The sequence below is a fragment of the Bacillus sp. FSL M8-0256 genome (genome assembly GCF_038005765.1).
GTDB classification, from domain to species: Bacteria; Bacillota; Bacilli; order Bacillales; family Bacillaceae; genus Bacillus; species Bacillus safensis.
This window is the reverse complement of sequence record NZ_JBBOTU010000001.1, coordinates 912,115-925,189: the sequence shown is the minus strand read 5'-3', so window position 1 is coordinate 925,189 and position 13,075 is coordinate 912,115. Positions and strand designations below refer to the sequence as shown.

At 39.9% G+C, this 13,075-nt stretch carries 14 protein-coding genes and 1 other annotated feature (1 of these 15 cut by a window edge); of the genes, 4 read left to right on the top strand and 10 right to left on the bottom strand.

Annotated elements, in window-relative coordinates:
* Window positions 1-133: a binding site (T-box leader), on the bottom strand (it extends 92 nt beyond the left edge of the window).
* A gap of 74 nt (window positions 134-207) precedes the next feature.
* From NSQ76_RS04510 to NSQ76_RS04490, 5 genes are all read right to left on the bottom strand, one after another.
* Window positions 208-1,389 (bottom strand): DUF1835 domain-containing protein, encoded by a 1,182-nt coding sequence (locus NSQ76_RS04510; protein WP_341052714.1) that lies wholly within the window; start codon window positions 1,387-1,389, stop codon window positions 208-210.
* 252 nt (window positions 1,390-1,641) lie between these two features.
* Window positions 1,642-2,829: an MFS transporter gene (locus tag NSQ76_RS04505; RefSeq protein ID WP_098676643.1), complete on the bottom strand. Its 1,188-nt coding sequence runs from the start codon at window positions 2,827-2,829 to the stop codon at window positions 1,642-1,644.
* 26 nt (window positions 2,830-2,855) lie between these two features.
* A complete protein-coding gene (locus tag NSQ76_RS04500; protein ID WP_341052708.1) occupies window positions 2,856-3,683 on the bottom strand; it encodes a MerR family transcriptional regulator in 828 nt (275 codons plus the stop codon).
* A gap of 138 nt (window positions 3,684-3,821) precedes the next feature.
* A complete protein-coding gene (locus tag NSQ76_RS04495; protein ID WP_025093497.1) occupies window positions 3,822-4,145 on the bottom strand; it encodes a carboxymuconolactone decarboxylase family protein in 324 nt (107 codons plus the stop codon).
* Between the two features lie 26 nt (window positions 4,146-4,171).
* Window positions 4,172-4,561 carry a tautomerase family protein gene (locus tag NSQ76_RS04490; protein WP_025093498.1) on the bottom strand — a complete coding sequence of 130 codons (390 nt, stop codon included), beginning with the start codon at window positions 4,559-4,561 and terminating at the stop codon, window positions 4,172-4,174.
* Between the two features lie 111 nt (window positions 4,562-4,672).
* On the opposite strand from NSQ76_RS04490, the gene NSQ76_RS04485 reads away from it, so the two are divergent.
* Window positions 4,673-5,557 carry a LysR family transcriptional regulator gene (locus NSQ76_RS04485; protein WP_341052703.1) on the top strand — a complete coding sequence of 295 codons (885 nt, stop codon included), beginning with the start codon at window positions 4,673-4,675 and terminating at the stop codon, window positions 5,555-5,557.
* A 30-nt stretch (window positions 5,558-5,587) separates the two neighbouring features.
* On the opposite strand, the gene NSQ76_RS04480 is transcribed toward NSQ76_RS04485, so the two are convergent.
* From NSQ76_RS04480 to NSQ76_RS04465, 4 genes are all read right to left on the bottom strand, one after another.
* Window positions 5,588-6,001, bottom strand: coding sequence for a DUF6508 domain-containing protein (locus NSQ76_RS04480; RefSeq protein WP_056767715.1), 414 nt, complete (start codon window positions 5,999-6,001; stop codon window positions 5,588-5,590).
* A gap of 166 nt (window positions 6,002-6,167) precedes the next feature.
* Window positions 6,168-6,926 (bottom strand): methyltransferase domain-containing protein, encoded by a 759-nt coding sequence (locus tag NSQ76_RS04475; RefSeq protein WP_034623173.1) that lies wholly within the window; start codon window positions 6,924-6,926, stop codon window positions 6,168-6,170.
* Between the two features lie 388 nt (window positions 6,927-7,314).
* Entirely contained in the window at window positions 7,315-8,700 is a 1,386-nt protein-coding gene (gene rlmD / locus NSQ76_RS04470) for a 23S rRNA (uracil(1939)-C(5))-methyltransferase RlmD (RefSeq protein ID WP_341052699.1), read from the bottom strand.
* A gap of 102 nt (window positions 8,701-8,802) precedes the next feature.
* Entirely contained in the window at window positions 8,803-9,672 is an 870-nt protein-coding gene (locus NSQ76_RS04465; RefSeq protein WP_341052697.1) for a DNA-3-methyladenine glycosylase family protein, read from the bottom strand.
* A 434-nt stretch (window positions 9,673-10,106) separates the two neighbouring features.
* Here NSQ76_RS04465 and NSQ76_RS04460 point away from each other — a divergent pair, with 434 nt between their 5' ends.
* The 3 genes from NSQ76_RS04460 to NSQ76_RS04450 all read left to right on the top strand — a co-directional run bounded on the left by NSQ76_RS04460 (window position 10,107) and on the right by NSQ76_RS04450 (window position 12,238).
* The gene (locus tag NSQ76_RS04460) at window positions 10,107-10,616 is read left to right on the top strand and encodes a hypothetical protein (protein WP_024425256.1); all 510 of its coding nucleotides are present in this window, start codon (window positions 10,107-10,109) and stop codon (window positions 10,614-10,616) included.
* A 134-nt stretch (window positions 10,617-10,750) separates the two neighbouring features.
* Complete coding sequence (corA, locus tag NSQ76_RS04455) at window positions 10,751-11,710, top strand: magnesium/cobalt transporter CorA (RefSeq protein WP_025093503.1); 960 nt, start codon at window positions 10,751-10,753, stop codon at window positions 11,708-11,710.
* Window positions 11,711-11,743: 33 nt separating this feature from the next.
* A complete protein-coding gene (locus tag NSQ76_RS04450; RefSeq protein WP_285707547.1) occupies window positions 11,744-12,238 on the top strand; it encodes a DUF2716 domain-containing protein in 495 nt (164 codons plus the stop codon).
* A gap of 34 nt (window positions 12,239-12,272) precedes the next feature.
* On the opposite strand, the gene pdaA is transcribed toward NSQ76_RS04450, so the two are convergent.
* The gene (pdaA, locus tag NSQ76_RS04445) at window positions 12,273-13,064 is read right to left on the bottom strand and encodes a delta-lactam-biosynthetic de-N-acetylase (protein ID WP_251232621.1); all 792 of its coding nucleotides are present in this window, start codon (window positions 13,062-13,064) and stop codon (window positions 12,273-12,275) included.
* Between the last annotated feature and the right edge of the window lie 11 nt (window positions 13,065-13,075).

The following is a 13,075-nucleotide window of genomic DNA, read 5'->3' as shown; positions in this document are numbered from 1 at the left end:
TATCGGATACTGTGATTTCCCCAATACAGCTCAAAGGTGGTAAGACAACTTTCCTGCGTTAGGAAGATTTCAGCGTGACTTCCCTCTCTGGTAACCAGTAAAAAATTGCTCATGTCCTTTTCTTCGCTTTTAATTTCTCCATATCTTACATGATGATGATGGATTGTGTAAAGCTTTATTTTGTGCAGTGATAAGAAAATTCATTCTTTAAATATAATATTGCGCGTATTCACTTGGGCTGTATTCAATTTGAAACGCAGGAGATAAGGCTCGTTTCACTTCTTCAGTGATACGCTCTCCTTCTTGATTGAACTTCCTTTCCATGTCTACGCCATTTGGCAGCAAATCATCGGTCTCTTCGTCAAACCAGCGGCCATACTGTATGTTCCAATTCCAGATCTTTGAGAAAAGAGTATCACTCATTGGTACATCATCTCTTTCTAAATGACATTCGCAATACCCACACTGAAAAGGTTCACCGTAATCTCCTTCAATTTTCACAAAAGGATGATCTACAAACTCTCGACAGCATACCCATTTTTTGAAGTTCTGACCGAACTCTGTCAGTTTAATTGAGTAATAACGCATGGAAGTTCGTTTTCCTTTCATGTCAAAAATTCCTTGATCAATTAATGTCTTCAGTCGATATTCAATAAAATCATCGCCGATATACTGATCTAAATGACCAATGACTTCTCCTATTAGACGTGGAGTGACGATGTACTCCTCTTCTGGCGCGGACTGATGAAGCCGCTTAGCCATTTTCACTAAATAAGCATCAAATTCATCTTCTGGTACGCTGATCGTTTGTCCTTTTTGCCATATCCGCAGCGTATGATTTTCTTTAGCAAGTGAAAGCCAATCATTTTGTAATCTTTCTCTTTCTTCTGTTGTCATTGTGTGAATATGCTCTTTACTCTCGTACAAAATTTTAAATTTTTCAGATGTGATTTCTCCGGAATGTCGAATATCCATTCTTCTTGTATTTGTATTGAACAGCTGATCAAATGCTGTCGTTGTATTGATTACTGACAATTCTATGCTTTTCTCTTTTAATAAATAGACGGCATATCGCAAGCCAATTTGCTCATGGGCATTACTGCCTGTCCAGAGAAGTATACGACTGCCAGCTTTTATTTCTTTTATTTGCTGAAGCATTCTGTGCTGATCGTTGACCATGTCGTCAAAATAGCCATATTCATTTGACATCACGTTACGCAGCCATTCTATACGGTTCGCTTGTCCTTTATGTTCGTGTAAATGTAGAAGTGGTCCAATCGAATAAATATCATCAAAAGCGATGATATCATCTATTTGATCTTGCTTCATTTCACGTACTGCTTGTTTTAAACTACCGGCAGCTGCCGCCCCAAATATGATATGTATCATTATTCGTCTCCCTTTATCTTACAGTTTATTTCATCTTCACCTATTCACGGTTCTTACGTCAATTCTATTGAGTCAATTTCATTCAAAAGTATGACAAGGAGATCAGGTATTTACATAAGTAATAAAGCAGAAGTGCAGAGATAAGAATTTTTATAAAAAAAAGCCCACGAAATGGGCCAAGGAACTACCCTAAATAAGTAGTTCCCACAATACAAAACTAAATTTGTATGTTCACTAGTGAAATCGTTCATGTTACCTTCCTTGCTCCATCACCTTCAAACTCTTCTGCTGAGAGATTCGGTCAAACGCCACCATCAAGATAGTCATGAGTAAAGCAAGAAGAACCGTTCCAGCGCTGATCCAGCTCAGGTGCAGTATAGATGTCCTGCTCAATACAAGACCTCCTAAACCCGAGCCTAAAGCAAATCCGAATTGAATAAACGATGTATTGACACTTAATGCGATATCAGGAGATTTGGGTACAAGTGTGACGAGATACAGCTGCTGAGCTGGCGATGTGCTCCATGTAGCGATCATCCATATCATGATCACCGCCACCATAACCACGAGATTCCCTGTCACAAATGCTAGCAGCATCAGCATGATGATTTGCAGAATAATTCCGGAGAAAATCGTGAATGTTGGGCCTTTTTTATCTGCTGCAACCCCTCCAAGACTGGAGCCCAAAAAGCTGCATATTCCCGCTAGTAATAAAATGCCGCTGATTTCTGTGATGCTAAGGTTTGCTGATTCTTGCAGGAAGGGCGTTAAATAGGTAAATAAAGTGGAATATCCGCCTACATAAAAAAGTGTCACTGCCACCGCCAGCAAAATTCGCTTATCTTTTAATATCGATAATTGCATACCTAGCGTCACCGGTTCTTGTTCTTTCATAGAGGGGATGCGCCTATACACAACAATCAGCGGAATGAGCGTGATCAATCCAATGGCTGCAAATAATGCTTTCCATCCAATCATGCTGCTTAGAAATGTCCCGATTGGCACACCTAAAACTAAGGAACTGCTTAATCCCATTAAAATGATGCCAATCGCTGTTCCTCTTTTTTCTCGTTCGACAAGACGAGTGGCCACTGCCATTGCCACCACAATGGCAGTCCCCCCACTAATTCCTTGTAAAACCCTAGTCATCAACACCATTTCAAACGAATGGCTGACACTTGTGATGATATTACTTACAGTAAAAATGATCAGCATCCATGATAATATTTTTCTGCGGTCGATATTGATGGTCAGTGCAATGACAATCGGCGCGCCGATTGCTGCTGAGAGCGCTAATGATGTGACCAATAAACCAGCAGCAGATGTCGTGACCTGTAAATCATCTGCGACCATTTGAATAATGCCTGTAATGATATATTCGATCGTTCCAATTAAAAAGGCTGCTAAAGCAAGTAAATAGACAACGGCTTTATTTTTCATCGTGGCTTTTCTCCTTTGGACAATGTTTACGATTTGACTTCATTTTTTATAGGAATTTGAATTTCAATGAGTCTTCCTTTTTCATTTTCAGACAATGGGTAATAAATCTCTCTCCCCGGCTGATCTTCTTTCACGCGGTATCCGTTATGTTCAATCCATGTCGCCAGATCAACACAAGCAGTTTGTGCAAATGGAGAATCTGAATGAAATAAGAGCGTCGCCATGGTTTCTTCAGCTGGTAACGTACGCATCGTGATACCCTGAGGCAGAGAGCCCCTTAGCGCTTTCGCTGAATATCCCACCTCAAATTCGAACTCACTTTCTTGAGCAAGTGATTCCCTCCACAGCACGATTTGCGGCTCAGAGTTCAATTCTTGCGGATGTTTATGTAACAAATGATGAAACGTTTGAAAGAATGTTGGGATTTCGTCAACAGTTCCGTTGGATTGAAAAGACATGATGTTTTTACTTTCAACCGATTTGATGATGACCTCCTGTTCTTTTTCAACACACCCCTCTCGTTTGATGAGGTGCATTCGCTCCTTAATACGCGCTAATTTCTGCTGTTCTCTCTCGATCAATTGCTGAATCTCACTCTCTTTCAAGAGAAACATGCCCTGAATCTGCTCGACAGAAATATCTTCACGAAGAAGCTGACCCATTTGCTTTAACGTAAAACCTAATTCCTTGTACAGAAAAATCCGATTGACCTCAAGCAGCTGTTCAGCTGAGTAATACCGGTATCCGGATTCTTGATCGATCTGCTTAGGCTTTAATAAATCTATTTGGTCATAATACCTTAAGGTTTTGACAGGGACTTTACTTAACATAGAAAAATCACCGATTTTAAACATCCTGCATCTCCTCCGTTTTGTTGATCTGATCAAAGTATAAACCTTTCAGTAAAGGGGAAAGTCAACAGGAGATTTTAAAATACAATTTATCGCATATAAAAAGCCCTATTTCAAATAGGGTTCGTTGTTTGATGAACTTTATTCGTCCTCCAAAATATGTTTAGCCGCTTCTAGTGCTGAAGCTGCTTTAGGCCATCCGATATAAAAACTAAGATGAGTGATGACTTCAATCAATTCGTTCTTCGTGACACCATTTTCTTTGGCAAGATGTAAATGGTATTCCAGCTGATTCAGGCTGCCCGTACTTACTAAGGCTGAGACTGTAATCAGACTGCGATCTCTAAGAGAGAGTTCCTCTCTCCTCCACAAATCTCCAAAGAGAACTTTTTCAGAATACTCAACAAATGCTGGGGCAAAATCTCCGAGAGTGAATTTTACAGTTGGCTTGATTGGCTGATGCATAGCTATTTCCCCTTTCATTCGTTCTGTTACTTGATCATCTGCGCAAGTCCTTCTCCAAAGGACCAATTCTCCACCCCTGTCTCAATCAGCATAATGAATACATTTTCTTTCGGGATATGAAGCTGGCAATACAACTGGTCAGCTATTTCCTTATATAAAGACTGCTTCTGCTCCTCGGTTCTTCCTGCACCACATGTAATTTGGATATATAAAAGACGATGATCTCTTTCATGACGAAGAAGATAATGGGGATCATAAAAAAATTCTTCTTTCTTATGTGAACTGAATACCTGAAAGTAGTCTTTTTTAGGAACTTGAAATTCTTTCATCAGCGCCTTCATGATCGTTTGGCTAACAGAAGCTAAGCTTTCTGTATCGTACGCATTTTCCATATAGCTGACTTTTACAAATGGCATGAATGTCATCTCCTTTTTTCTGTCTACATTCATTTTACATCCTAATACTTGTTTTATATAATTGAATAATATATAAAATTGTATTCATAAAATGAATGGAGATTATTAGAAATGGACTTAAAAGAGTTAAAAGCATTTCAAGCCATCATTCAGGAAGGGACATTCTCAAAAGCCGCTCAAAAATTGAATTATGCACAGTCAACCATAACGAATCAGATCAAACGATTAGAGAAGGAGTTAGGATTTCAATTGTTTGTAAGAGGATGGGAGGCTGAATTAACCCCTTCGGGACAATTGTTTGCCAAAGAGATTGATCAGCTGATACTCCATTGGCATTTTGTATTAGAGCAATCACAAAAACTCCAAAAAGAAGAAATCGGAACCTTGAATATAGGCGTCATAGAACCAATTGCTGCCACTATTCTTCCTTCCGTCCTTCAAACATTCAGGAGGCAAAAACCGAATATCACATGCCACTTTATCATTGGTAATACAGACTTTCTTCACAAGCTTCTGCTCAAGGGAGAGCTCGATTTTGCCATTTCAGGGGAACCAGTGATGAATACACTTCCGTTTGAGGAGTTGTACAAGGAGGAAATGTCTTTTATTATCGCAAAACAGCAGGCAGATCAAGTTGGACCGATTTCATTGATCAAAGATCTTTATGAACAGCCTTTGATTATTGGCGGGGAAAGTTGTTTATATCACATAAAATTACAAAAGGAACTCTCAAGAATAAATGTGGAGCCGTTCACTTACACCATCAGCCAGATTTCAGCGATTCCATCATTTCTAAAAAAATTCCCCTCTGTCGGAGTTGTTCTTTCTTCTACTCTATTGTCAGACGAATTTGTGAAAGTTCCAGTTGAAATGGAAGACCCTTTTATCCCAATAGGAATCTTAACTCATAAGGAACGCCATCTCTCTCTGGAAAACACCAAGCAGCTGCTGCTTGATCTATTTCGTCAAGAAGTGGAGCAATTCACATGCTCGTAATCTCGTTTCAAAAATAAAAAAACCTAGATGTCATACATCTAGGTTTTTCAATCTTTCAATCCATTTTAAGATGGCTCCACTTTTAAAAGAATCGAATATGGCACCATCGCAAAACCGCTCAGCACTCACCACTCCCATGATGAGAGCAAATACACACTGCGCATTTAAATGTGAGAGGTCCACATTCTCGATTTCGTTCAATCCACCTTCAATGCCATTTTCTTTGAGGATTTCTCTGTAGCGGATAAGCTCCAGCTCTTGATGTTGTTCTGCAAAGGTATAGATATCTTCGATAAAGCGTTGGACCGTTTCGGAATAATGCACAAAAGGCATCTGGATTGGGCGTTCAGCTGTTCCATCATTTTCTTGATCGATCACCCATTCTCCGATATGATCCTCGCGGAGCATCGGTATGTATTTTGTTAGACTATCAAATTGGCTCATCGTTATCCTCCTCTATTTTTAGAATGCTTTCAAGCCCGACAATAATAAAAGGAAACATATGATCAACTGAATCGTACGTTTTATTATTTTTCATCTTTTGTTTCATGGTGGCATCTATTCAAAATTAGGCTGGAGCCTTCAAATATATCAAAGGCTCCATTTCCAACTAAACTGCTTTAGCTAAAATAATAAATCTGTGTTGTTTTGCGTCAAAATAACCCTTTTGTTCAATTATTTTATGAATGGTGTATAATTCATCCTTGAAATTACTTATTTCAAAACCTGGCACTTGCCAAGAAATTGCTTTCAGATAATACACCAATGCTCCGATATCATAAAATCTTTGAATAGGGAACTCTTCTGCACTTTTCAACACCTCAAAATGATTCTCCTGTATTTCGTTTAAAGCTTTCTTTAAGTTCCAATCAATAAAATCTTTATTTATTGGTACCCTTAGATTCTCATTAATCTCTATGCAATCGAGTCCACCGACTTGTTGAGTTAGAAAAATACCTTCTTTCGAGATAATTCTTCTCACCTCTTTAGATGAAAATGACTCATGTTGATTGATGATAAGATCAAATTTTCCAGTCTCAAACGGAAGATTTCCATCATTAGAAATTTGAACTACCTTCACTCCTAAGGGTGTTAATCGTTCTTTTGCGATAGGTACATTAGGCAAGTAACCTTCTGTAGCATAAACTGACGTTGGAAAAGGTCTTAATTTTGATAAAAACTCTCCACCACCTGTTCCCATGTCCAGCATTGATTTTGCATTTTGAACAAGAGAAGTAGCTATACTACCATATGACCATGAAAGCAGCTCACTTTTCATTCTTCCAGTTTCAGATATGAATGAGAAATCCCACCCAACAAAAGGTTCATCTGCTTGTTTTATAAATGAAGAAAACTGTTTGGCATTCATCATAATCCCTCCAATTATCATTTTGAGTTTAATGATTAAATATTTGGCGGGCCTCTTACGAATGTATAAAGTTGTTATTTTTCATGTTCTTTCAGTCTCATATTGAATCACTCCCATTAAAATACTTAAAATTATATTTAAAGAGCACCTTGCCGAAGACCTTGATTTTATATTCATCCAGCTGATAATTGCGTGAGACATAAGTTGTTTTGAGAATCGAGAGTACATGATGGGTGTCTCACTATAGAGAACTAAGTACAATAAGAACCCGAATAGGAAAAATAGATTGTTAGTTAAAGTAAAACCCCTCCTGTTGGAAGGGTTTTTATCATTTAGATACTGCCTTTTCTATTGCTGGTTTCGGTCCATCATAGCTGTTATTTCCTTTTTATTTAAGAGATAAAGACACCACACACTCCACATGCGCGGTATGCGGAAACATATCAACTGGCTGCATGTATTCGATTTTGTAGTCTTTTGACATGTATTCAAGGTCTTTTGCTAGTGTGGATGGGTTGCAAGAGACGTAGACAAAGCGTTTTGGTTTGACTTGTTTGACGGTGTCTAAGAAGGTGCGCTCGCAGCCTGTTCTTGGCGGGTCGACGACGATGACGTCAGGACGGAAGCCTTCTTTGACCCATTTTGGCAGCCAATGTTCAGCTGTTCCTGTCACATAGGTCGCGTTTTTCATGCCGTGTTTTTTGGCATTTTTCTTGGCATCATCAATCGATTCTTTGATGACATCCATTCCTCGTACTTCTTTGGCGCCATCTGAGAGCCACATCCCAATGGTCCCAACACCGCAATACGCATCGACAACCTTTTCTTTTCCAGTCAGTTTGGCCGCTTTTTTCGCTTCATCGTAAAGCTTTAGCGTCTGCTTTGGATTCAATTGGAAGAAAGCACGAGCACTCAATTCAAAGGAGACGTCTCCTAAAAATTCTTGAATGACCATATTGCCAGCTAGGTGAGATGTTTTATGGCCGAAGATGACTGATGTTTTTTCTCCATTGATATTGTGCATAATGGACGTCACTTCAGGCAGACGTTTTTGAATGGCTTCTGCGATTTCTTTTTTCTTTGGAAATTCAGGTTTTGATGTGACAAGAACGACTTGTACTTCACCTGTTTCAAAGCCGACACGCACGACAATCGAGCGTACGTCACCTTTTCTTGTCCGTTCATTGTAGACCGATACGCCGAATTTCTCTAAAATTTTGCGGACAACGCCTGTTGTTTTGTTCGTTTTTGGATGCTGCACGATACATTCCTTGATCGGTACAAGCTTATGGGAATTTAGTCCATAAAGTCCTGCAATGATGTCTCCGCTGTGAGAACGTCCTACTTGGAACTGACTTTTGTTTCGGTAATGCCACGGATCTTCCATACCGATCGTTGGCCGAATATCAAGCGTTTCAACCGCTAGCTTTGTATGGCGCTCCATTGATTGAATGACAATATCACGCTTTTCATTTAGCTGCTGCTCATACGCCAAATGCTGAAGCTGACAGCCGCCGCACTGTTCGTATACTGGGCATGGCGGTTTGACTCGATGCTCGGAGCGCTTTCGCACTTTCCTCACTGTACCTTCTGCATATTTTGCTTGGACATTCGTTGCTTCAACGACCACTTCCTCACCTGGAAGCGCACCTGGAACAAAGACCACTTGCTTTTTAAAATAACCGACCCCTTCACCATTAATGCCAAGGCGTTTAATGGTAAGCGGGAACTGCTGTCCCTTTTGCAAAAGGGCACCTTGCTGTTTTTCTTTCACTTTATTCTCTCCGTTCTATTTGAACCCTTGATAGGTTGTCTTCATTTTATTCCATCTCATTAGTATATCACGTCTTAGACAAAGAGAGAAAATTCCTTTCCGTTATTTATCTGTCTCAATGCTTCTCCATAAATATAAAGAAGCGTAGCTTAAATATGGGGTCCATTCCTTGCTTAGCGCTGACATCTCTTCTTTTGTCGGTTTTTCAGGCAGGTCAAAGTGCCGTTTGATTGCGTTTTGAATACCGATATCTGCCATCGGAAAAAGATTTGGCCTTCCAAGCCCATTCATGAGCACATTTTGAACTGTCCAAGGTCCGATCCCTCTAATCGGAAGCAATCGCTCTTCCACCTCCAAATCAGATAAATCGTATAATTCCTCTAAACAAAGTGAGCCGCTCACAATTCGTTTCGATACATCGATGACATATTCTGCTTTTCGCTGACTAAATTGAAGCTTTCTCAAATCATCTGTTTCAAGAGAGGCAATGGTTTCTGGTAAAGGATCAAACCATACACCTTCTATTTGCTCGCCGTACGTATGGACAAATCGTTTCGTGAGCTCGTAAGCAAACGAAAGATTAAGCTGCTGATGAATGATACATTTCATTAAACAATGATATAAATGAAAATCCAGCATGAGCGGCGTTCCGATATGCTGCTCAAAAATGGGCGCTAGATTGGTTTGAGAAAAATGGTCTTGAATCATGTGTAATTGATGCTCCATGCCAAATATCCGTTTCACCTCAGAAAGAAGGGGTTCCTCTGGGCCGTTTGCCCGTACCCGAAACATAGGCGCATCCTTTGTTCCAGTAGCTTGAACGATGACCACGTACGGTTTTTGCTCTAATCTGATCGGCACTTTGATTTCTCTTTGACTCAAATCGACTGCTTTTAATGGATCACTTGATAAGCGTCTAAGCACTTGATCGAAATGATACGGCGGCTCTACCGCAAGCTGTTTTTCCCACATACATGTCCTCTTCCTTTCTGCAAACATACGCAGATGTGATTGTTTCATTTTGCATGAATGATTCTCTAGATTGAATACTTTTAAACATAAAGAGTACAAGAATTTATCAGTTATATCTTCCTTATTTGTGGTCATTCTCCTTTTGGATAGATGAAAGTTTTTAGTCGAATTCAGCTAAAATTCGACAGCATCCTTCAACATTTTAGGCTCATTTTCCTTAAATTAGAAATAGAACCTCTGGGTGATATCTTCCATTCCAAAAATATTTGTATAATTATGACATATCAAGGAGGTGAACAAAGAAATTAGCGGATTAGGCAATCATTTGTTTTATCTTGCAGGAACATATTTACCTCATTGATGACCGGCTTCACTTAGTTTCACATTTTACAAAAAAGAAGACCCAAAATTTAAAAACAAAGGAGATCTGACCAATGAAAAAAACAATTCTTTCTGTTGCCCTTGCCACTGCTGTTTCTTCGACACTGCCAGTATTCGCTGACGCTGCTGAGCCAAAAACTTCAGCACCTGTTTCTACTACACTTCAGCAAACTGTTTTAAACAAAGCTGCTGAAGGTAAAGCATCTACAACTGCAGGAAACGTTAATATTAACTTTGATGTACTTGGTATTGCAAATGCATTAATCAATGCTGCAAATGCTAACACAAACCGTGAAGGCTTTGTCAAAGGATTAATGGAGTCTGCTTTCTATGCTGCTGGCGCAAAATACAATGTCATGGTATTTAACTTAAGCCAAGGTTATGAGACTCGTTTCAACGGCGTCAAAACGTTTGCTACTGTGAAATACGGAAGTATTACGTACGGAGTCTGGGTATTCGAAAATGGATCTTTCACAAACAAAGGTGACGGCGGCTACATCAACTGGGCATTTAGAGGCTGGTTCGACCGTAATGGTGGTTTCGTCAACTTCCGTCGTCCTTAATTCTCGGTTTTATCCATCAATCATACACGCACATTGAACCGATCTCAAAAATGAGATCGGCTTTTTTTTATGAAGAAAACGTATAAGTTCACCGGTGCTGCTTCATGATATAATGCAAGTCTGGAGGGGTGCACATGCTGAGAAAACTTGCAGTGACAAAAAACGGCGACTTGATTGAACATGCAACATTGCAGCAGCTTTCAAGCCCCGATATCGCCTGGTATTGGATTGATTTTCATGCGCCAACGGAAAAGGAAGCAGCGCTTTTAAAGGAATATTTTCATTTCCATCCGCTTGCGATTGAAGATTGTTTTCATTATTTACAGCGGCCCAAGCTTGATTTTTATGAAGGGTATTTGTTTTTCGTGCTGCATGCCCTTAATCAAAAAACGCTTCGTTCTGAGGAAGTCGATCTGTTTGTTGGTGAAAACTATATCGTGACCTTTCATTTGAAGGAAGCGCCGTACGTTGAACGTGTGATTCGAAAGCTCAAAGGGTCTGATAAAGCGAGAAACAGCGGACCTGAGCATATTGCCTACATGCTGATTGATCAGCTTGTTGATGATTATTTCCCTATTATTTATCAAATTGAAGACAGGCTGAATGAAATTGAGGATGAAGAAGGGCATAAAACGTATGGCACGTTGATGAACGAAGTATTCGGGATTCGCTCAGATTTACTCAAACTGCGAAGAACGATTATCCCGATGAGGGACCTTTTATATCGTATTGTGAACACGAATATGATGAAGAGCGATACAAACCGTCAAGCGTATTTTAATGATATTTATGATCATCTATTAAAACTAACCGAAATTGTTGAGTCAAACCGTGATATGACAGCCGATTTACGAGACAGCTATCAGACGCTGAATTCCAACCGGATGAATGCGATTATGATGACATTAACCATTGTGTCGACCATTTTTATTCCACTGACCTTTATTGTTGGGGTGTACGGAATGAACTTTGACAACATGCCTGAATTACACTGGAAGTACGGATATTTTGGCGTGTTGATTTTCATGGGGCTCCTCGTCTCAGGTATGCTTTTATGGTTTAAACATAAAGGGTGGTTTAGGATTTTTAAATAATGTTTTGAGAGAAGTGCTTGGGAGGAAGATCATATGGAAAACTGGATTCCACTGAAAGACAAAGAATTAAAATTCGCCTGGAAGACATTTGCTCGAGAGTTCAAATTTAAACCAAGCATCTCTCGCTTTCCCGCTTTTCAAGCACCCTCTCCTTACATCACATATGATATCTCTGCTTATTTTGAGGACTCTTCTCTTCTACATACAGATGAAGATCTTGAAAAAAAGGCACTGCTCTCTTTTCAGGAGAATATCACTGGAACGGACGAATATATGCTGGCACTTGATTGGCAGCACGAATGCTACTGGATCACACCATATGGCTTGTTTGAAAAAGATGAATTTGGAGAATGGAAAGTTCCTATTCTCCCTAATGGGGATTACTATTTCTTTTTATCAAAAGAAATGGATTGGGGACTGCTAGGACATCCTTGGGAGCAAAGCATCACCGTTTTCGGCGAGGGCTTGATTGACTCTTTTTCACGTCATCATCCTCTTTTGTTTCAGCGTAAAATCAGAGAGGGATAATCAAAAAGCCTGCAGGTCTTCTGCAGGCTTCTTTCTATAGCTGTGGCAGATGCCATACTTTTTCAAGCATGAGATCGTCTAGACTTTTAAAGGAATATCCTTGTTTTTTCAGAGCGGTGATGGCATCATCCAGCGCTTCGGCATTGTCTCTTGAGACGGTATGAAGTAAGTAAATGGCTCCTGGGTGCGCCTGCTTCATCATTTGATCGTAAGCATACTGTTTTCCTTTTTGATGATGGATATGCCAGTCCACAAACGCCACTGACCAGAAAACGGTTTGGTAGCCGAGCTGTTTTGTTTCTTTTAATACCCGTTCACTGAACACACCGCGCGGCGGACGAAGATAGAGGTTATCTTGTTTTCCTGTGATTTTGTACACAGCTTCATTGACACGGTCCAGTTCTTCTTTGATTTCTTTCGTGCTCTTTGTTGTTAAATCTGGATGATGATAGGAATGGTTGCCAATGATATGACCTTCTTCTGCCATACGTTTGACAAGCCCAGGCTGGTCCTTTACAAAGTGACCTGTCACAAAAAAGGTTCCTGGTACTTGATGTTTTTTCAGCACGTCTAAGATCTTGGGCGTGTACCCATTTTCATAGCCATTGTCGAAGGTAAAATAAATCTCTTTCTTTTTCGTGTTGCCTAAATAGAACGCATCATACTTTTTTAAGAGTGCCGTTAATTCTTTGCCCGCATCCGGCGGCCTGTGCTCTTTACTTTTCGCAAATCCCCAGTGGATGGGCTTATTAGACACGGCTTCCGCTTTTGAGAGAGGCATGGAAACAAAAAGCGCACATAAACAGATCAGCATGTATTTTTTCATTTACGTCACTT